Annotated in this window: 15 protein-coding genes; 6 read left to right on the forward strand and 9 right to left on the reverse strand. The window is 72.3% G+C overall.

Going from position 1 to position 19,315, the window contains the following annotated elements:
- Nucleotides 1-94: 94 nt before the first annotated feature.
- The 7 genes from AB0M95_RS35910 to AB0M95_RS35940 all read right to left on the reverse strand — a co-directional run bounded on the left by AB0M95_RS35910 (nt 95) and on the right by AB0M95_RS35940 (nt 7,663).
- Entirely contained in the window at nt 95-1,978 is a 1,884-nt protein-coding gene (locus tag AB0M95_RS35910) for a helix-turn-helix domain-containing protein (protein ID WP_363774644.1), read from the reverse strand.
- Between the two features lie 56 nt (nt 1,979-2,034).
- A complete protein-coding gene (locus AB0M95_RS35915; RefSeq protein ID WP_363774647.1) occupies nt 2,035-2,820 on the reverse strand; it encodes a 3-hydroxybutyrate dehydrogenase in 786 nt (261 codons plus the stop codon).
- 56 nt (nt 2,821-2,876) lie between these two features.
- Nucleotides 2,877-3,902 (reverse strand): branched-chain amino acid ABC transporter permease, encoded by a 1,026-nt coding sequence (locus tag AB0M95_RS35920; RefSeq protein ID WP_363774650.1) that lies wholly within the window; start codon nt 3,900-3,902, stop codon nt 2,877-2,879.
- Entirely contained in the window at nt 3,899-4,762 is an 864-nt protein-coding gene (locus tag AB0M95_RS35925; RefSeq protein ID WP_363774653.1) for a branched-chain amino acid ABC transporter permease, read from the reverse strand. The genes AB0M95_RS35920 and AB0M95_RS35925 overlap by 4 nt, the downstream gene beginning before the upstream one ends.
- 161 nt (nt 4,763-4,923) lie before the next feature.
- On the reverse strand, nt 4,924-6,174 hold the full coding sequence (locus tag AB0M95_RS35930) for an ABC transporter substrate-binding protein (protein ID WP_363774655.1): 1,251 nt from the start codon (nt 6,172-6,174) through the stop codon (nt 4,924-4,926).
- A gap of 27 nt (nt 6,175-6,201) precedes the next feature.
- The gene (locus AB0M95_RS35935) at nt 6,202-6,918 is read right to left on the reverse strand and encodes an ABC transporter ATP-binding protein (RefSeq protein WP_358515353.1); all 717 of its coding nucleotides are present in this window, start codon (nt 6,916-6,918) and stop codon (nt 6,202-6,204) included.
- Nucleotides 6,905-7,663: an ABC transporter ATP-binding protein gene (locus tag AB0M95_RS35940; RefSeq protein ID WP_363774658.1), complete on the reverse strand. Its 759-nt coding sequence runs from the start codon at nt 7,661-7,663 to the stop codon at nt 6,905-6,907. Before AB0M95_RS35940 ends, AB0M95_RS35935 begins: the two co-directional genes overlap by 14 nt.
- 415 nt (nt 7,664-8,078) lie before the next feature.
- Between AB0M95_RS35940 and AB0M95_RS35945 the strand changes: the two genes are divergently transcribed.
- The 6 genes from AB0M95_RS35945 (at nt 8,079) to AB0M95_RS35970 (ending at nt 16,045) form a co-directional block, all read left to right on the forward strand.
- The gene (locus tag AB0M95_RS35945; RefSeq protein ID WP_363774661.1) at nt 8,079-9,503 is read left to right on the forward strand and encodes a tannase/feruloyl esterase family alpha/beta hydrolase; all 1,425 of its coding nucleotides are present in this window, start codon (nt 8,079-8,081) and stop codon (nt 9,501-9,503) included.
- Nucleotides 9,504-9,674: 171 nt separating this feature from the next.
- Nucleotides 9,675-11,543 (forward strand): NAD(P)/FAD-dependent oxidoreductase, encoded by a 1,869-nt coding sequence (locus AB0M95_RS35950; protein ID WP_363774664.1) that lies wholly within the window; start codon nt 9,675-9,677, stop codon nt 11,541-11,543.
- Between the two features lie 243 nt (nt 11,544-11,786).
- Nucleotides 11,787-12,149, forward strand: coding sequence for a hypothetical protein (locus AB0M95_RS35955; protein WP_363774667.1), 363 nt, complete (start codon nt 11,787-11,789; stop codon nt 12,147-12,149).
- A gap of 17 nt (nt 12,150-12,166) precedes the next feature.
- A complete protein-coding gene (locus tag AB0M95_RS35960) occupies nt 12,167-12,766 on the forward strand; it encodes a hypothetical protein (protein WP_363774670.1) in 600 nt (199 codons plus the stop codon).
- Nucleotides 12,767-12,842: 76 nt separating this feature from the next.
- On the forward strand, nt 12,843-13,991 hold the full coding sequence (locus AB0M95_RS35965) for an FAD-dependent oxidoreductase (RefSeq protein ID WP_363774673.1): 1,149 nt from the start codon (nt 12,843-12,845) through the stop codon (nt 13,989-13,991).
- A 554-nt stretch (nt 13,992-14,545) separates the two neighbouring features.
- Nucleotides 14,546-16,045: a HAMP domain-containing sensor histidine kinase gene (locus AB0M95_RS35970; protein WP_363774676.1), complete on the forward strand. Its 1,500-nt coding sequence runs from the start codon at nt 14,546-14,548 to the stop codon at nt 16,043-16,045.
- 148 nt (nt 16,046-16,193) lie between these two features.
- Here AB0M95_RS35970 and AB0M95_RS35975 read toward each other — a convergent pair whose 3' ends face one another.
- The gene (locus tag AB0M95_RS35975) at nt 16,194-18,251 is read right to left on the reverse strand and encodes an RNA polymerase sigma factor (protein WP_363774679.1); all 2,058 of its coding nucleotides are present in this window, start codon (nt 18,249-18,251) and stop codon (nt 16,194-16,196) included.
- A 480-nt stretch (nt 18,252-18,731) separates the two neighbouring features.
- Nucleotides 18,732-19,274: a hypothetical protein gene (locus AB0M95_RS35980; RefSeq protein ID WP_363774682.1), complete on the reverse strand. Its 543-nt coding sequence runs from the start codon at nt 19,272-19,274 to the stop codon at nt 18,732-18,734.
- Nucleotides 19,275-19,315: the final 41 nt, after the last annotated feature.

A 19,315-nucleotide genomic window follows, 5' to 3' on the forward strand; every position in this document is an offset into this window, starting at 1 on the left:
ATACGCGTCCGCGGCGTATACTTGGGTACAGAACGCCAGCCGAAGTGTTCGTCGAGATGCTCTCCGAACTTGCTTCCACCGCTTGAGACCGCCGTCAGCTGGTCAGGGGGCCTAGGCGGTTGAGGCGGAGGGCCAGCTGGAGTTCGAGGACTCGGTCGGGGGACTGCCAGTCGTCGCCTAGCAAGCGGGCTATGCGGTCCAGGCGTTGGGTGACGGTGTTGACGTGGATGTGGAGGCGTTCGGCGGTGCGGGACAGGCTGGCGCCGGTGCCGAAGTAGGTCTCCAGGGTCTGGATCAGGGACGTGCCGCGGCGCCGGTCGTAGGCGAGGACGGGGCCGAGGGCGGACTCCAGGAAGCCGCCGACGTCGCGGTCGCGGCCGATGAGCAGGCCGACGAAGCCGAGCTCCTCGCTGCTCGCCCCGTCCCCGGCGCGGCCGAGGGCCAGCAGGGCGTCGGCACAACGCCGCGCCTCGTGGTAGGCGCCGGCGATGGCGGCGGGTCCCTGGACGGGCCCGGCGGCGCCGGCGGTGACGGGTGTCCCGAGGGACGCGCCGAGTTCCTTGGCGACGCGCTGCGCGGCCGGGCCGGGGGCGAGGCCGGGCAGCAGGAACACGCTCTCCTCGCCCCGGGCGGCCACGAGCCCGTGCCGGGAGGCGGCGTCGGAGGACGCCCAGAAGGCGGTGCGGCGGCTGGAGGAGTCCTCGGCCCGGTGCCGGGCGACGACCAGGACGTGCGGCGCGTGCAGGTCCACGCCGAGCAGCCGGGCCCGCTCATGCAGGGCGTCGGAGTGCACGGCGCGGCCGGTGAGCAGGTCGTCCAGCAGTTCGCCGCGCACCCGGCCCTCGGCCGCGGCGGCGGTGCGGCGGAACAGCAGGAGCAGGGCGGTGACCAGCGCGGCCCGTTCGAGGATGCGCTGGTCCATGGCGGACACCTCTTCGGGGGTGCGCAGGACGAGTGTGCCGAGGATCTCGGCGCCGGAGGCGATCGAGGTGACCCACAGGTCTCCGCTGCGGACGCTCCTGCCGAGGCCGCGCGAGGCGGCGGCGGCGCCGGCGACGCCCGCCTCGTCCAGGTCGCCGACCGTTCCGACGGCGGCCAGGCGGTGCCCGTCGGCGTCCAGGACGATGACCGCGCCGCCGAGGATGTCGGTGACGACGGCGGCGACGTCCTCAACCCCTCCCCCGCGCACGACCAGGCCGGTCATGCGGTCGTGCGCCTGGGCGGCCCGTTCGACGGCGACGCTGCGCGCCTGGACGAGCTGGTTGGCGGCTCCGAGTTCGGCGAGGGCGGTGCGGGTCTCCTCCAGCAGGCGGGCGTTGTCGAGGGCGATGGCGGCGTGGGCGGCCAGGGAGGCGAGCAGGGTCACCTCCTCTTGGGCGAAGGGGCGGGCGCTGCGGTTGGCGGCGAACAGCACGCCGATGATCTGCGTGCCGAGCCGCATGGGCACGCCGAGGATGGCGACCAGCGCCTCCTCGCGGACGGCGAGGTCGATGTGGTCGCGGTGCCGGAACCGCTCGTCGGCGAAGTAGTCGGGGCTGGCGTACGGGGTGCCGGTCTGGGCGACCAGGCCGCCGAGCCCGGCCCCCATGGGGAGCCGCAGCGCGCGGAACGCGGCCGAGACCGAGCCGTCGGTGACGCGCATGTAGGTGTCGCCGTGGTCGGGGTCGTGCAGGGTCATGTACGAGATGTCGGCCTGGAGCAGCCGCCGGGCGCGCCGGACGATGGCTTCGAGCACGGCGCCGACGTCGCGCAGGCCGGCGAGGTCGCCGGCTGTGTCGAACAGGGCCGACAGCTCGGCCTCGCGGCGGGCTCGGCGTTCCAGCAGGGCGCGGACGCGCAGGGCGGCGAGTTTGGCGCGCTCCAGTTCGGCGAGGACCTCGGGGGCGGCACCGGAGGCGCGCGCCTCGACCAGGGGGGCCTCGAACTCGACGGGAGGGGCCTCCCGGGCGAGGAGTTCGAGAAAGACGGTGCAGCTCATGGGGTTCATTGTCCCCTTGATCGGCATATGTTCCCCCGATACGCCGGCCACCGGCCTCAGTGTGACGTCCAGCCGCCGTCGATGGCGAAGGAGGCGCCGGTGATCATCGAGGCCTGGGGCGAGCAGAGGTAGGCGACGGTCTCGGCGACCTCGTCCGGCTCGATCAGCCGCCGGATCGCCGCCGGGGCGAGCATGATCCGCTCGACGACCTCGTCCGGGTCCATGTCGTGCACGCGAGCCTGGTCGGCGATCTGCTCCTCGACCAGCGGCGTGCGCACGTAGGCGGGGTTCACGCAGTTGGAGGTGACGCCGTGCTCGGCCCCCTCCAGCGCGATCACCTTGGACAGGCCCTCCAGCGCGTGCTTGGCGGTGACGTAGGCGACCTTGTACGGCGAGGCGCGCAGCCCGTGCACCGACGAGATGTTGATCACGCGTCCCCAGCCCCGCTCGTACATGCCGGGCAGCGCCCGCCGTGCCAGCCGGAACGGCGCCTCGACCATGATCTTCATAATCGCGGCGAAGACGTCGGTCGGGAACTCGACGATCGGGGCGACGTGCTGGAACCCGGCGTTGTTGACCAGGATGTCGACGCCGCCGAAGTCGAGCGCCTCGACCGCGTCCATGTCGGTCAGGTCGGCGGCGACGGCCGTCCCGCCGATCTCCCCCGCCGCCTCGCGGGCCGGGCCCTCCCGCACGTCCAGGATCACGACCTGGGCCCCCGCGAGCGCCAGCCGCCGGGCGCAGGCCCGGCCGATGCCGCTCGCGCCGCCCGTCACCAGGGCGCGCCGGCCGGTCAGATCCACCACGGCGGCGTTCCCGGCGGTCACGCTCGTTGAAACCACAGCATTACTCCTAGCAGCACGGACTCACAGACGTACAAGCAGGCGGCGCGAAAGGGCTAGACGGGCGAGCCGACACCCTCGGTCGGGGCGGGCGAACCGTCCGGCGCGCTGCCGGGAGGCCGGTTCCCCGGGGCGGCGCCGCGCCCGCCGGACCGCGTCTCCAGCAGGTGGCGGGCGGTCCCCCAGATGCCCCGGCGGAAGACGAGCACGATGATCACGAAGATGGTGCCGGTGACGATGCCGATGCCCTCGAACCCGGCCGTGACCAGGTAGTCGTTGAGTTCGACGACCAGCGCGGCCCCGAGGACGCCGCCCCACAGCGTACCGATGCCGCCGAGGACGACCATCATCACGGCCTGCCCGGAGGTCGTCCAGTAGACGCTCTCCAGCGAGGCGAACCCGTGGCCGATGGCGAACAGCCCGCCCGCGAGCCCCGACAGGCACGCCGACAGCACGAACGCCAGCAGCTTGTAGCGGTCGACCGGGTAGCCGAGCGCCTGCGCCCGCGCCGTGTTGTCGCGGATCGACACGAGCACCCGTCCGAACGGCGAGCGGACGATCCGCCACACGGCCACGAACCCGGCGAGCACCAGCGGCAGCGCCACGTAGTAGTAGACGAACGAGTCGGACAGATCCAGGCCGAACAGCTCGCGCGGGACGCCCTGAAGGCCGTTCTCGCCGCCGGTCAGGTCCCGCCACTGGTTGACGAGGAAGTACACCATCTGCGCGAAGGCCAAGGTGACCATCGCGAAGTAGATGCCGCGCAGCCGCACCGACAGGTAGCCGATGGGCACGGCGAGCACGGCCGCGAACGCCGCGCCGGCGAGCACGGCCACGGGGAAGGGAAGCCCGCTGTGGACGGCGACGAGGCCGGCGACGTACGCGCCGCCGCCCCAGAACGCGGCGTGGCCGAACGACAGCAGCCCGGTGAAGCCGAGCAGCAGGTCGAGCGCGCAGGCGAACAGCGCCCAGCAGGCGATGTCCATGGCGACCGGCGGATAGATCATCCAGGGCAGGACGAGGGCGAGGAACAGGCCGGCGACCAGCAGGATCGGCCGCTCGGCGAGCCGGGAAAGGATCACGACAGCGACTCCTCGCGTCCGAACAGGCCGGCCGGGCGCCAGAGCAGCACGACGGCCATCAGGATGAACACCAGCGTCTGCGACAGCGCCGGCACGTACAGGTTGCCGAGCGCCGAGACGAGCCCGATGGCGAAGCCGGCCGCCACCGAGCCGAAGATCGAGCCGAGCCCGCCGATCACGACGACCGCGAACACCGTGATGATCAGGTCGGCGCCCATCAGCGGGTTGACCGCGCGCATGGGTGCGGCGAGCACGCCCGCGAGCCCGGCGAGCGCGATGCCGAAGCCGAACACCGGGGTGACCCAGCGGCCGACGTCGATGCCGAGCGCCCGGGTCAACTCGGGCCGCTCGGTGGCCGCCCGGACGATCATGCCGAGGCGGGTGCGGGTGAGCACCAGCCAGACGGCCGCGCAGACGACGACCGACAGCACGAGCACGAACACCTGGTAGGCGGGGTAGCCGAACAGGCCGAGGTCGACGGTGCCGTCGAGCAGCGCGGGGCGCGGGTAGGGCTGGGACTGCACGCCGTACTCGCGTTTGACCAGGTCCTGCAGGATCAGCGCGAGGCCGAAGGTGAACAGGAAGTTGTAGAGCGGGTCCAGCGGGGCGAGCCTGCGGATGAACAGCCGCTCCAGCGCGACGCCCGCGAGGCCCAGCACGACCGGGACCGCGACCAATGCGACCCAGAAGTTCACGCCGAAGGAGTCGAGCAGCACGTAGGAGCCGAACGCGCCGAGCATGTAGAAGGCACCGTGGGCGAAGTTGACGACGCCCAGCATGCCGAAGATGACGGCGAGGCCGAGGGCGAGCAGGGCGTAGAAGGCGCCGCCGACCAGGCCGTTGAACGCCTGCTGCAGCACGGTGACCTCCAAGGGGGACGGACGGGGGCGCGCCTCCCGCCGGGGAGGCGGGACGGCGTGCGGACGGGACGGAGGGGGACGCGGGACCGGGGTCGCCGGCCTCGGGCCCCGGGACCGGCCCGCGCTCGGGACGGTGGTCGCGGGCGCGGGCCAGGGAAGGGTCAGAGCTTGCAGGCGGGGTCCGGGGTCGGCTGGAAGGCCTCGGCGGCGGGGATGGTCTTGAGGATCTTCTCGTAGTCCCACGGCTCGGTGACCTCGCTCGCGGGCTTCACCTGGGCCAGGTACACGTCGTGGAGCAGCAGGTGGTCCTGCGCGCGGATCGTGGCGTTGTGCGCGAAGGGGTCCTCGAAGCTGTGGCCTTCGAGCTGCTTGATGATGGCGTCCGGGTCGTCGGTGCCCGCCCGCTGCACGGCCTCCAGGTACTGCGTGGCGGCCGAGTAGTTGGCGGCGTTGGGGAAGGACGGCCGCTTGCCGGCCTTGGCCTGGAACTTGTCGGCCCAGGCGCGGTTCTCCGGGGAGGCGTTCCAGTACCAGGCGTCGGTGAACTTGGTGCCGGCCAGCGCGTCGGCGCCGAGCGAGTGGATGTCGGTGATGAACATGAGCCCGACGGCCAGGCCGATGCCCTTGTCGCGAAGCTTGTACTCGTTGTACTGCTTCACCAGGTTGACCAGGTCCCCGCCGGCCTGCATGGTGCCGAGCACCTCGGGCTTGGGGTCGAGGCCCGGGGCCTTGAGCAGGAAGGTCGAGAAGTTGTCGTTGGGGAACGGCGCCGGGTCGCTCTGGATGACCTTGCCGCCCGCGCCGGTCACCGCCGCGGTGAAGTTCTTCTGCATGTCCTGCCCGAACGCGTAGTCCGGGTAGACGATGTACCAGTTCTTCGCGCCGTCCTTGGTCACCGTGTCGCCGGTGCCGTGGGCCAGCATGTACGTGTTGTAGCCGTAGTGGAAGGTGTACTTGTTGCACTGGGCGCCGGTGAGCGCGGTCGTCGCGGCGCCGATGTCCATGAACAGCCGCTTCTTGGCCTTGGCCACGCCCGCGACGGCGAGCGCGGCGGCCGAGGACGGCACGTCGAGGATCAGGTCGGCCTTCTGCCGGTCGTACAGTTCCTGCGCCTTGGAGTTGGCGACCTCGGGCTTGTTCTGGTGGTCGGCGGACAGCACCTCAACGTCCTTAGCGACCGCTTTGTCACCATATTTCGCCTTATAGTCGGCGACGGCCATGTTCACGGCCTCGACGCTGCTCTTGCCCGACAGGTCGGCGTACACGGCCGACTGGTCGTTCAGCACCGCCAGCACGACCTTGCCGTCGCTGACCTTGTCCCCGGCGCCCCCGCCACCGGGTCCTCCCGCGCAGCCGGCGATCGTGGCTCCCGCCGCCACCACGGCGACGGCCGCCCGGCTCAGAGCTTTCATGTCGTATCTCCTTGATGTTGGGGGGAGTCAGATGCCGAGGTAGTCGAGGAGTTCGTGCTCGCGGGCGCGCATCTCGTCGTTGTCCAGCGACTCGACGATCCGGCCCTCCGCCAGCAGGTAGTGCCGATCCGCGACGGTCGCGGCGAAGTGGACGTTCTGCTCGATCAGCAGCACGGTGGTGCCCTGGCGCTTGACCTCGCGCAGGATCCCGCCGATCTGCTGGACGATCAGCGGCGACAACCCCTCGGTGGGCTCGTCGCACAGCAGCAGCCGCGCGCCCATCCGCAGCACGCGGGCCAGGGCGAGCATCTGCTGCTCGCCGCCGGACAGCTTGGTGCCCGGGAAGCCGCGCCGCTCGGCCAGCCGGGGAAAGGTCTCGTACACCTTGGTCAGCGGCCACGGGTCGGGGCCGGCGACGGGCGGCAGCGTCAGGTTCTCCTCGACGGTGAGCGTGGAGTAGATGCCCCGGTCGTCGGGGACGTACCCGAGGCCCTGGCGGGCGCGGCGGTGCGCGGGCAGCCGGGTGATGTCGGCGCCGGACAGGGTGATGGTGCCCTCCTGGCGGGCGTGCAGGCCCATCAGGCAGCGCAGCAGCGTCGTCTTGCCCGCGCCGTTGCGGCCGACGAGCGTGACGATCTCCCCGCGTCCCACCTCCAGGGACACCTCGCGCAGCACCCGCGCCTCGCCGTACCAGGCGGACAGGCCCGCGACGCGCAGGATCGGATCCGGTTCAGTGGACGGCATCGGCGTCTCCCAGGTAGGCGGAGATGACCCGGGGGTCGTGGCGGATCTCGGCGTAGGGGCCCTCGGCGAGCACGCGCCCGCTCTGCAGGACGGTGACGCGGTCGGCGAGGCTGGCGACGACGGTCATGTTGTGCTCGACCATCACGACGGTGCGGCCGGCGCGCACCTTCCTGACCAGCTCGACCGTGCGCTCGACGTCCTCGACGCCCATGCCGGCGGTCGGCTCGTCCAGCAGCAGCAGGCGCGGGTCGAGGGCGAGGGCGAGCGCCAGTTCCAGGGCCCGTTTGTGGCCGTAGGCGAGGGTGCCGGCCGGGGTCGCGGCGTGCGCGGCCAGGCCGACCTGGTCGAGCAGCTCCATCGCGCGGGCGGCGTGCCGGTCCAGCGTGCGCTGGGAGCGCCAGAACCGCCAGGTCAGGCCGGTGGGGCTCGCCAGGGCCAGCTCGACGTGCTCGCGCGGCGTCATCTGCGGGAACAGGCTGGTGATCTGGAACGATCGGGCGACCCCGAGCCGGGCGACGTGCTCGGGACGCCTGCCGGTCAGGTCGTGCTCGCCGAGCCGGATGCTGCCCGCGCTCGGCTTCAGGAAGCCGGTGAGCAGGTTGAACAGCGTGGTCTTCCCGGCCCCGTTGGGCCCGACCAGCGCGTGCACGCTGCCCTCCGCGACGTCCAGGTCCACGCCGTCGACGGCACGGAAGCCGCGGAACTCCTTGGCCAGTCCCTGGGCTCGCAGGACGGCGCCGTCCATGTGGCCTCCTCGTCGTCTCATCCGTCCCGGTTTCGTCCAGGTCACCGTGGCGTTAACGGACGAAGTCTTGTGACGGGGAACACTAGGTGAGCCCGGGGGGCCGTTCCATGTGGGCCGATCACACATTCCCTGCGGATCCGATGGATCGCCGCCACATCGGGCGCAGGTCACGGGCGGTCCCACGTCCCCGGCCGGCGGGCATGTGGACGGGCCACGTAAGGGAACCGTGGCGGCGGCGACACCGAGGCGGACGATCCAGGCGCCGATATGGCGGCCGGCCGGCCCGGCACTCCCCGGCTCATGGCGGCGCCGGACATAACGTGGCCGCCGAATATGGCGCCCGGGGACGTGGCCGGGCTCACACCGGAGGTCCACCATGACCAGGATCCGCTGATCGCGCCCCTGTGAGGAGTTCATGATGCGATCGATACGACGCCGTGCCCGGGGCCGGGCCCTCGGCCTGACGGCGGCCGCCTCCACCATGGCGGTCACAGTGGCCGTCACACTGGCCGCGTCCCTCGCCGGGCCCGTCCCCGCGGCCCTCGCCGCCCCCGCGTCCTGCCCCGGAGCCGGCCGGGTCACGGTCCCCGGCGCCGAGAAGCAGATCTCCGCGTGCCTGGACGACCTGACGACCGCGGCCACGGTCGCCTCCGGGCACTCGATCGCCTCCGAGTGGGCGGGCCTGCACCCTGCGGGAGCGAAGAACCCCAGCGGCGTGCCCGGCATCCAGATCGACGGCTACTTCCCCGACACCTCGACGTCCAACACCGACCACGGCTGGAACCACGACAGCCAGTTCGTGATCCGCCTGCCCGAGCACTGGAACGGCGGCCTGGTGGTCACCGGCACACCGGGCTCGCGCCGCCAGTACGCCAACGACTTCGCCATCTCCGACTGGGTGCTGGCCAAGGGCTACGCGTTCGCGGCCACCGACAAGGGCAACACCGGCGTGGACTTCTACAAGGACGGCGTGAAGCCCGGCGACGCGATCGTGGAGTGGAACGACCGGGTCACGCAGCTCACCCGCGCCGCCAAGGCCGTCGTCGCCCGCCGCTACGGGCGCCCGCCCGCGCGCACGTACGCGGCGGGGATCTCCAACGGCGGCTACCTGGTGCGCTGGCAGCTCGAGAACCACCCCGAGCTGTACACGGGCGGCGTCGACTGGGAGGGCACGCTCTGGCGGGAGAACGGCCCCAACCTGCTGACCTTCCTGCCGGCGACGCTGCGCGAGTACCCGAAGTACAAGGCCACCGGCGACGCCGCCGCGCACGACGCGATCATCGCGGCCGGGTTCGCGCCCGGGTCCGAGCCGCTGTGGGGCTACCACTACCAGGTGTACTGGGACTTCACCCAGCGCGTCTACCGCGAGGAGTTCGACCCCGGCTACGACGGCGCGACCGAGGCGGGCACCCCTTTCTGCACGCCCGGCACCCTGGCCTGCGACGCGGACTACGACTACGCCTCCCGGCCGAAGGCGGTGCGCGAGGCGGTGAAGCGGGTCTCCCTGACCGGCCGCATCGGGCGTCCCCTCATCACGCTGCACGGCACGCTGGACACGCTGCTTCCCATCGGCCAGGACTCCGACGTCTACGACCGGCTGATCCGGTCCAGCGGGCGTGACCCGCTGCACCGCTACTACCGGATCGAGGGCGGCACCCACGTGGACGGCCTGTACGACGCCCAGCCGGGCCTGCTGCGGCCGATCCTGCCCTGCTTCCGCGAGGCGTTCACGGCCATGGAGAGCTGGACGACGCGCGGGAAGACCCCGCCCAGGGACGCCACGCTCCCCCGCCCGGCCACCGGCGACCTCGCCAACTCCTGTTCGCTCACCACGCCCTGACGGATCGCCCGTATCACCGCGAAGGCCCCTGAAAGGAAAGCCCCTTTCCTCATCGGTTGGAATGCCAGCTCATCTGGCATGGCGTGCCGAGAAGACCGATGTCCCGTCCATGTCGAGACTTTCCGTGGTCATATCACGACCCTGAGTGTTCGTCTCACACGGAGGACATCTATGACGACCATCGACCGCCGAGGATTCGCCCGGCTGGCCGGGCTCGGCGCCGTCGGCTCGCTCGCCGGCGTGGCGGGCGCGGCCACCGCCGTCCCCGCCTCGGCGGCCCCCCTCACGGCGCCCTCGCGCGGGGCGGCGGCCCCGAGCTGGGACACCTGCGTGGACGTCGCCCGCGACCTGCTGCTGGTCGACGAGCACGACGCCGACCTCAAGCTGCGCTACCTGCGCGTGCTCATCGACCACGGCCTGCCGAAGGCCCGCTCGCCCAAGAAGGTGCTCGTCATCGGCGCGGGCATCGCCGGCCTGGTGGCCGCCACGCTGCTCAAGCGGGCGGGCCACCAGGTCACGGTGATCGAGGCCAACGGCAACCGCATCGGCGGCCGCATCAAGACCTTCACGTCCGGGTTCGCCGACCACGCGCAGTACGCCGAGGCGGGCGCGATGCGCATCCCCGACTTCCACCCGCTCACGCTGGCGCTGATCGACAAGCTCGGCCTCCCGCGCCGCCCGTTCTACAACGTGGACGTGCGGCCCGGCGCGAGGCCGAGCGGCCCGATCCCGCCCGTCGTCTACACCGCGCGCGACGGGCACGTCTGGCGGTCGGGGCCGGTGAAGGGGCGGTTCGAGGCGCCGGCGCGGCTCAACCACACCTGGATCCGCGTCAACGGCATCATCCAGCGCCGCGACGAGTACGCCGCCGACCCGCGAAGGATCAACGCCTCGTTCGGCCTGAAGGACCGCAGAACCGCCGCGCAGATCCTGGACGAGGCGCTCGACCCGGTCCGCGACTACATCTCGGTGGTCCGCGACGGCAGGCGCGTCGACAGGCCGCTGCCCGAGCTGATCAAGGGCTGGGCACGCGTCCTGCGCGAGTTCGACGGCTACTCCATGAACCGCTTCCTCACCGAGCACGCGCGGCTGAGCGACGCGGCGATCGACGCCATCGGCACGATCGAGAACCTCACCTCGCGGCTCCCGCTGGCGTTCATGCACACCTTCCTCACGCGCAGCCTGGTGAACCCGTCGGCCACCTACTGGGAGATGACGGGCGGCAGCCGCATGCTGCCGTACCGGCTGGAGCCGGGTCTTCGGGGGAACATCCGCATGGACCGGCGAGCCGTGCGCATCACGACCTCCGGCGGGGGCGTGCGCGTGGACACCGTGAGCGAGCGGGGCAGCGACGAGTCGTCCTCGGCGCCGCAGCGGCCCGCCGAGACCTTCCACGGCGACGTCGCGATCGTCACGATCCCGTTCCCGGCGCTGCGGCACGTCGAGATCACCCCGTCCCTTTCGTACGCCAAGCGGCGCGCGATCATCGAGTTGCACTACGACTCGGCGACCAAGGTGCTGCTGGAGTTCCGTCGGCGCTGGTGGGAGTTCGACGAGGCGGACTGGAAGCGGGAGCTCGGCCCGCGCTACCGTCCGGGCCGGGTCACCCACGTCACGGGCGGGGGCTCGGTGGCGGACAACGCCAACCGGTTCACCTACTACCCCTCACACCCGGTGCCGGGCAGCGAGGGCGGCGTCGTGCTGGCCAGCTACGTCTGGGCCGACGACGCCGCGCGCTGGGACTCGATGGACGACCGCGAGCGGTACGGGTACGCGCTGCGCGGCCTGGCGGAGGTGCACGGCGACCGGATCACCGAGTTCTACACCGGCCACGGGCAGACGCAGAGCTGGCTGCGCAACCGCTACGCGTTCGGGGAGGCCGCGGTCTTCACGCCCGGCCAGATGACCGAGATCCACCCCGCCATCGCCGTCCCCGAGGGGCCCCTGCACTTCGCGGGCGAGCACACCTCGCTGAAGCACGCCTGGATCGAGGGATCCCTGGAGTCCGCGGTCCGCGCCGCCCTGGAGGTCAACGGCTGACCCGAACCGCCGTGCCGGAGGCGCGGCCATAAGCACTGTTCGGGGCGCGGCGGTGTTCTGGAGTCCTCGCGGGCAAGGGTGAGGGACGATCCCTTGCCCGCGAGGGCGGAAGAACGCCGCCTAAAAGTGCGCCCCGAACACGCCGTGCCGGAGGCACGGCCATAAACACAGCATTGTCTGGATCGTTATAAGCGGCCGGTCATTTCGCCATTTCCCGGAGCATAATCATCTCTGGGAGGTCCCATGCCCTACTTCGTCCGCCCGGCCGAGTCCCGGGTCCTCGTCGCACTGCGCGACCACGGCGAGAGCCCGCTCGAGGCGCTGGTGGCCCATGCCGGCCTTTCACCGGCCGATGTGCGCGAGGCACTGCCCGGGCTGCAGCGGCGCGGCCTGGTCGTCGAGGTCGACGAGGGACGCTACGCGCTGACCTCCGACGGGGTCAGGGCCGGCGAGATCGCCCGGTCCGGCGGCGCGGGCGAAGGTTCGGCCGGGCTGTTCCTGCTCGACGACGACGTCGAGGAGGCGGCGAGCGTCAGTTCGGAGGAAGACCTCAACAGGGCGCTCGACGAGGCGCTCGGCCGTCGCGACGACGCACCCGACCACTGAGCGACCCTGGGCGGCCGATGATGGAGCATTCCGCGTGGTTCTCCCTTCTGTCGGCGGCCATCGCCGGCGGTGTCACGCTGTTCGACATGGACCAGACCTTCGTGGCCGGGGACACGACGAGCTATCGGATCCACCGGTCCCCGTGGTGGTGGGGCTTCATCGTGGCCAACTGCGCGATCGCCGCGGTGGTGTTCTTCGGCCTGCGCGGCCTGCGGACCTTCGAGGACTGGAACCCCTGGCTCTTCGCCGCCTCGGTGGGCGTCTCCTACCTGGCCATCGTCCGCCTGAAGTTCGCGACGGTCTCCTACCAGAACTCCGACATCCCCGTCGGGCTCGACACCTTCTACGAGTCGGGCCGCCAGTTCGTCTTCAAGCGCATCAACGAGGCGATCAAGACGGACCGGGCGCGGCTGGCCCGCAGGCTCATCGCCGAGAACGACCTGAAGTCGCTGGGCAACCAGGTGCGCCTGGACGTCGACCTGGACGCCCTGCTCACCCCGGAGGAGAAGAAGACCCGCCTCGCGTGGCTGCTCAAGGTCCTCCAGGACCCCGGCTTCGACGAGGAGCAGAAGAAGCACACCTTGGCCGTGTACCTCGCCTCCGGCACCCAGGCCTGACCGATCGGCCTTGTAGCAGCGAACCGCGCATAACCCCCGAATCGGGCTGTCCACCCTCTGCTGTCATCATTCAGCAATGAGCATTCGGGTGGTCGTGATCGGGAACGGGATCGTCGGGGCGAGCGCCGCCTACCACCTCAGCCTGCGGGGCGCGGCCGTGACCGTGATCGACCGGCCGCGCGCCGGGCGGGCCACGGACGCCGGGGCCGGCATCATCTGCCCGTGGGTGGACCACGAGGAGGACGACGCCTGGTACAGGCTCGCGCTGGAGGGCGCCCGCTACTACGCGACGCTCGCGGGGATCCTCGCCGAGGACGGCGAGCCCGACACCGGTTACGCCCCGGTGGGAGCGCTGCTGGTGGACGAGGACCCCGGCGGGCTCGCCCCGGTTGAGGCGTTGCTGCGCCGCAGACACCCGTCCGCGCCCGACATGGGCGACATATCCGTAGTGGACCGGCCCGCCGACCTGTTCCCTCCCCTGGCCCCCGGCCTGACGGCCCTGCGCGTGGACGGGGCGGCCCGGGTGGACGGCCGCGCCCTCCGGGACGCGCTGGAGCGGGCCTCCGTGGGACGCGGCGCCCGGGTGCGCGGGGGCGAGGCCGCCCTGACCTCCTCGGGCGCGCCGCTGCTGGACGGCACGGTGCTGGACGCGGACGCGGTGGTCGTGGCCGCCGGGGCGTGGACGGGCGAGGTGTGCCGGCCGATCGGCCTCGCCGTGCCGGTGGGACCCCGGCGCGGGCAGATCGTCCACACCGAGCTTCCCGGCGCGGACGCCGAGGGCTGGCCGATCGTCCTGCCCCGGCGCGGGCCGTACCTGCTGGGCTTCCCCGGGTCGCGCGTGGTGCTCGGCGCCACCGTCGAGGACGCCGGGTTCGACCCGCGCACGACCGTGGGGGGCGTCGCCGAGGTGCTGTCCGGCGGGGTGCGGATCGCGCCGGGCCTCGCCGGCGCCACTGTCGTCGAGACCCGGTCCGGGCTGCGGCCGGTGACCGCGGACGGACGGCCGCTGCTCGGCCCGGTCGGCGGGCACGGCGGAAACGGCGGGCCGGGCAACGTCGTCGTCGCCACCGGGCTCGGCGCCTACGGCCTCACGGCCGGGCCGTACGCCGGGATGATCGCCGCGCGCCTGGCCCTCGGCGAGCGGCCGCCGCTGGACGTCTCCCCGTACTCGGCCCACCCGGACGAGCGCCGGGCGTGCGGCATCCTCACCCCGAAGGCCGGGTGAAGTCAGCGTCAACACCGGATCCGCCGCAGGGCATGGGCGTCCCTGGATCGCGTACGGCGCGGGTGCGACCTCTTTGGGGCCCGGTTCCGGTCCGTGCGATTTGGTAAAGGGTTTTACCAAGGGACTACAGAACCCCTTGTGAGGCTCACCCAGGGTGATAATTTGAGTGCTTCCAGATAGTTCTGCTCCACGACGGAAACACACCGTTTCTAGCACGGCCCGCCGGACGCGGACCGCTGCGGTCGCCCCGGGCGGGGGGCGGCCCGAACGTCCGGCCAGGCCCGCTCGGCGCGAGCGACCGGCCGCCTATCGTGATCCAGACCACCGACCGCAGACCCATATCCGATTTCGCCGAATGACGGAAAGCGCTATCCCGGCCAGATGGCATTCGCCGCCGCAGCCGTCGTCGCCGGGCCCTGCCCGGGCCTGCCCGCGCGACGCGCCTCGGCCGCCGCGGGCAGTGGAAACGGTTCGAGACGCCTCCCGCGGCCCGCCGCGGCACGCGTCCCGCGCCCCGGGCGACGGGCTCACGTCGGCGATCACCGATTTGGACGATGATGATGCTCGCAGAGGAACGCCTGCCAGACGTGCAGGCATCGGCGTTCCGGCCGCGCGTGACCGTGTTCCCGTCCTCGATCCGGGGCCGGCTCACGCTGCTGGTCGGGTTCCTGGCGATGCTCCTGCTCATACCTACCGGGCTCGTGGCCGGCGCGGTCGCGCACCGATCCATCATGAACACCATCTGGCTGGACGCGCGGCATGAGGCGGGACTGGTCGCCGCGGCCTACCGCTCTGGACATCTGGGCGGCCCTCCGATCAGGTCCGACGTCCCCGGCATCGACCTCGTCCAGATCGTGGCGCCCGGCCACCACGTGATCGCCGCCTCTCCCGCCGCCCGCGGGCTCGCCCCGATGACCACCGTGTGGCCGGGTCCCCGGGCGCCGGAGGAGGACGTGAGCTCCTGCTCCGGCCACGACGTGGGCTGCGTCAGGGTGGCGGCACTGAGAGTGGGCCCCTCGGCGGACTCGCCGGTGGTGTACGCGGGCAGACGGGCGCCCCTGGAGGCGTCCACCGGGCTCATCGACTCCATCTTCACCGCCCAGATCGCCCTGCTCGTCGCGCTCGCGGTCGCGGCCACGTGGAAGGTCACCGGCCGCACCCTGCGCCCGGTGGAGTCCATCCGCGGCGAGCTGGCCACGATGAACGTCAACGATCTGAGCGGCAGGGTCCCGCAGCCGTCCGGCGACGACGAGATCGCCCGGCTGGCGCGGACCATCAACGGCACGCTGTCGAGGCTGGAAGGAGCCAAGGCCAAGATGGAACGGGCTCTCAACCGGCAGCGGCAGTTCGCCGCCGACGCCTCCCACGAGCTGCGCACCCCCCTCGCGGGGCTGCGCGCCAACCTCGAGGAGGCCCAGCTCCATCCCGATGACACCGACCTCGGCGAACTGCTGCGGCACACGCTGAAGAACGTCGACCGGCTTCAGGCGATCATCTCCGACCTGCTCCTCCTGGAGAGCATCTGCGCCGGCCACGGCAGGCCGCGGGAGAGGGCGGACCTGTCCGCGATCGTCCGCTCGGAGGTGACGGGGCACGGCCGCCGGCTCGACATGCGGCTGACGCTGCCCTCCGAGGTCCATGTGGAGGGGGTCCGCGAGCACATCAGCCGCGTCGTCGCCAACCTGCTGGACAACGCCGAGCGTCACGCCCGGCGGTCCGTGAGCGTCGAAGTGCGCTACGACACCACGCACGCCGAGCTCCTCGTCGACGACGACGGGGGCGGCATCGCCCCGGCCGACCGGGAACGCGTCTTCGAGCGGTTCACCCGGCTCGACACGGCCCGCAGCCGCGACCGGGGCGGCACGGGTCTCGGCCTCGCCATCGCCCGTGACATCGTCCTGGCCCACGACGGCTCCATCGAGGTGGGCGCCTCGCCCGAGGGCGGCGCGCGCTTCCTCGTCCGCCTGCCCCTGGCCGGCGGATCCGGGCCCCCGGCCGAGCGCGACGACGGCGACCCCGGCCCGGACGCCTGGACCTTCCGCGCCGGCCCCTGACCGGCCGGCCCGGCTCCGCCGCCTTCAGCGCCCTGGGCGGCACGGTCGCCAGTAACGGTGGTGGACCATGCCACGGTTCGAGCACGCTCCGGCTCCGACGCGACCGGCCGGTGGTGCCGGTGGGCACGCCGGAGCGGCGGCGGGCCGGTCAACCCGGGTTGTAGTTCGACAACGCCACGGTCGTCGCGCGATCCATGGTGAAGGAGCAGGAGCGCCCGCCCGAGCACGGCCCCGCGAGCCAGTTCACCTCGCCGTCCGGGACCTCGATCGAGACCCGCGCGCCTTCCGCCACGGAGTAGGTACAGGTGTGCTCGCCGCCGGAGTCCTCCGAGCAGGTGCCGAGCGCTTCGCCGGCCACGATGACGCCGGCCCTGCCGTACGGGCCGGTCACGCGCAGCGTCAGGACGTAGGTGGGGGTCGCGGGCACCGGCACCGGGTTCTGGGCACCGTGGCTGTGCTGCGGTTGCTCCTGCCGGGGCGCGGGCCGCGGGGGCCTCTGCATCTCGTCGGAGCCACCGGAATCGTCACCCGAGCCGCCATCGGCGCCGTCCGGGTTCGTCCCCCTGTCGCCGGTCGTGTCCCGCCCAGAGCCGCCGTTCCCACCGGCGCCGCCCCCGCTCTGATCCGTACCGCTCCGATCGGTACCGCCGTTCTGATCAGTGCCTTGATCGGTGCCGCTGTTCCGGTCGGTACCGCCGCTCTGGTCAATCTCGCCGTTCCGGTCGGTGCCGCCGTTGCCTCCGGTTCGGGCTCCGGCGCCGTCGCGGTTCCCATCCCGACCGGCGCCCCCGGCGGCGTCGCCACCGGACCCGCCGGATCCGGCCTTCCCGCCGCGGGCTCCCGCCTTCCCGCCTTCCTCCCCGGTGTCGCCGTGGCCGCCGCCCGCCTTCCGGGCGCCCGCCGACGCGGTCCCGCCGGTCCCCTTGGCCGGCGAAGCGCCCTTCTCACCGGGCTTCTTCTTGTGCTTCTTCGTCCCCGGCTTCGGACCGGCCGCGACCGCTTTGCCGCCCGTCCCCGTCAACGTGTCGTAAAAGGTGGTCAGCGGCCCCGCCTGGACGAGCAACCCGATCAGAAGGAGCAGCATCGTCACCAGGGTCACCCCGCGCCCGGTCGAACGCCGCCGCGGACGGTTCCGCGACCGTCCGCCGCCTTGAGGACCCGCGAGACGCGGCGCCCCCGCCCGCACCGGACGAGGCCCCCGGCCGATGGGCACGGGCTCGCCCGGCAGCGCCGTCTCGCCGGAGACCAGGCGCGAGCGGAGGTCCTCCAGCGCCCGCGGCGTGAGGAGGAACGGCACGACGCGGACGCCCCGCTTCAGTAACGCCAGCTCCACCGGCACGCACACCGGGCAGCGGCCGATGTGCTTCCTGATCTCCAGCAGCAGCTTGGCGGAGTACCGCCCCTCCACGCGCTCGTTCAGCGTCGAGGCGATGAGCGCCCTCAGCGCCCCGCAGCCCGGCTCCGCGCGCAGCTCGGCCCGCAGCTCGATCAGCAACGCGGCGATGATCATCTTGCGGGCCACGCTGACCGCCTGGTGGTACGCGCCGCCCTGAGCCTCCGGCGGCCGCGCGCCCGGGAGCTCCATGTGGTACCGCAGCACTTCGCGGCGGCCCTCGGGCAGGTGCCGCAGCGCGCTCGCGACCCGCTCGTACATGGCGACGTCGAGGATCTCCTCCTCGACCGGCTGCAACGGCCTGCCGATCGGCCCGGTGACGTCGAGCCGTTCGTCGTCCGGCTCGGTCAGGACGATCCGCGCCCGCCTGGCACCGTTCTCGCCGGTGACGCCGGTGCCGGCTTCGGCGGCGCCCTGAGGCTCCTGCTCGACCGGGGTAGTGGCGGCCTGGTTCAGCGCCGCGCAGGCGCGCTGCGCCAGCCGGACGCCGTACGCCTCGAAGTCGTCGATCGCGCCGCCCCGGCGCAGGAACTCGAACAGGCGGAGCATGGTCTCCTGCACGGCGTCCTCGGCCGACGCCGGGTCGATGAGCCGTGCCCGGCACACCATCGCGAACTTGGGTGCGTACTTGCCGTACAGGGCGGCGAACGCCGCCTTGCCGCCCGCCGTGTCCGCCCCGGCGGTCACCACCGCCATCAACCGGGCGTCCTCCGCCTTGCCGCCCGCGGCTCCCAGGGCGGCGCTCTTCGTCTGCTCGTCGACCGGACCTTCGGCTTTACCGCCGGCGTGGACGCCGGTTCCGTGATCAATCATGGCGCCGCCCCTCGTGCACTTCCAGGATGGCCGACGACGACGCCGCGCGAGCGGATCCGCGCGTTGAGTCACGCCCCGAAGCCCGCTTCCGGCCCGACCGACTCCCGAGACGCCGGCGGCGGAGGCCGGACGGGCTCCGGCCCCGTAACACGCGCTCCACCAGCAGCCACGTGATCGTTCCCGCCACCTCCGACGCCATGCCCGCCGCGAGCGAGTTCACCGTCTCCAGGAGACCGGTGAGATCCACGGGGCCACCCCCTCTCCGTCACTCCGTCGTCCGCGCGCCGCGCGCGGACAACCGATAAGAGCGACGGAAGCCGGAAAACCTCACCTTCCCAGCTCAGGTGACAGGTTCCCTGTCGGCCATGTCCTCATCTCCCCTCGGGCGATCCCCCGGACACCCTCGTCCAGAGCTTCGTGAGGTCAGGCCTCGCCGTCCGCCGGAACTCATCGGTCCCGGGCGTACGGATCTCTCCGGGTTCAGTCGGCGTCGGGGCCGGCGTCCAGCGCGGCGGGGACGGGGAGGGACAGGTGGCGCAGGAGGGCGGCGAGTTTGTGGTCGAGTTCGGTGCCCACGGCGGTGATGGCGTCGTCGGCGAAGCTGCCGAAGCCGTCGGCGGGGCGGTCGAAGCAGAAGCGGGTGGCCCCGTCCACGCCCTCGGTGATGGTCGTGCGCAGCGGCGCGTACAGCAGGATGCCGGGGTTGCGGCGGAACATACGCTCGGCGAGCGTGTGGTTGCCCATCAGGTACTCCGAGCCGCGGAAGTAGTCCCCCGCCAGGGCCATCATCGGGTCGGCGTCGTACTTCCAGTAGATCATGAAGTGGTGCGGCGCGGCCCGTCGCGCCAGGTCGAGCACCTCGTCCCAGCCCGCCCCACGTTCCACGAGCGCGTCGAACTCCCTGGCCGGGTAGGGAGGGACCGCCGCCTCGTAGCGATCCCGGAAGTCGTCGAAGGCCGCGTCCACGTCGATCTCGTACCGCGTGACGGGACGGCTGACGGCGATGATCCGCTGACCATCCATGACGACCCCCGTGTCCCCGTGCCGGTCATGTCCCCACCCGT

This window comes from Sphaerisporangium sp. NPDC051017, from assembly GCF_040683095.1.
Classification (GTDB): domain Bacteria; phylum Actinomycetota; class Actinomycetes; order Streptosporangiales; family Streptosporangiaceae; genus Sphaerisporangium.

Excerpts from the sequence above, each read along its gene's own strand:
- AB0M95_RS35910 (WP_363774644.1), bottom strand. The coding sequence starts at position 1,978 with ATGAGCTGCACCGTCTTTCTCGAACTCCTCGCCCGGGAGGCCCCTCCC.
- AB0M95_RS35930 (WP_363774655.1), bottom strand. The coding sequence starts at position 6,174 with ATGAAAGCTCTGAGCCGGGCGGCCGTCGCCGTGGTGGCGGCGGGAGCC.
- AB0M95_RS35935 (WP_358515353.1), bottom strand. The coding sequence starts at position 6,918 with ATGCCGTCCACTGAACCGGATCCGATCCTGCGCGTCGCGGGCCTGTCC.
- AB0M95_RS35940 (WP_363774658.1), bottom strand. The coding sequence starts at position 7,663 with ATGGACGGCGCCGTCCTGCGAGCCCAGGGACTGGCCAAGGAGTTCCGC.
- AB0M95_RS35945 (WP_363774661.1), top strand. The coding sequence starts at position 8,079 with ATGATGCGATCGATACGACGCCGTGCCCGGGGCCGGGCCCTCGGCCTG.
- AB0M95_RS35950 (WP_363774664.1), top strand. The coding sequence starts at position 9,675 with ATGACGACCATCGACCGCCGAGGATTCGCCCGGCTGGCCGGGCTCGGC.
- AB0M95_RS35955 (WP_363774667.1), top strand. The coding sequence starts at position 11,787 with ATGCCCTACTTCGTCCGCCCGGCCGAGTCCCGGGTCCTCGTCGCACTG.
- AB0M95_RS35960 (WP_363774670.1), top strand. The coding sequence starts at position 12,167 with ATGATGGAGCATTCCGCGTGGTTCTCCCTTCTGTCGGCGGCCATCGCC.
- AB0M95_RS35965 (WP_363774673.1), top strand. The coding sequence starts at position 12,843 with ATGAGCATTCGGGTGGTCGTGATCGGGAACGGGATCGTCGGGGCGAGC.
- AB0M95_RS35970 (WP_363774676.1), top strand. The coding sequence starts at position 14,546 with ATGATGATGCTCGCAGAGGAACGCCTGCCAGACGTGCAGGCATCGGCG.
- AB0M95_RS35975 (WP_363774679.1), bottom strand. The coding sequence starts at position 18,251 with ATGATTGATCACGGAACCGGCGTCCACGCCGGCGGTAAAGCCGAAGGT.
- AB0M95_RS35980 (WP_363774682.1), bottom strand. The coding sequence starts at position 19,274 with ATGGATGGTCAGCGGATCATCGCCGTCAGCCGTCCCGTCACGCGGTAC.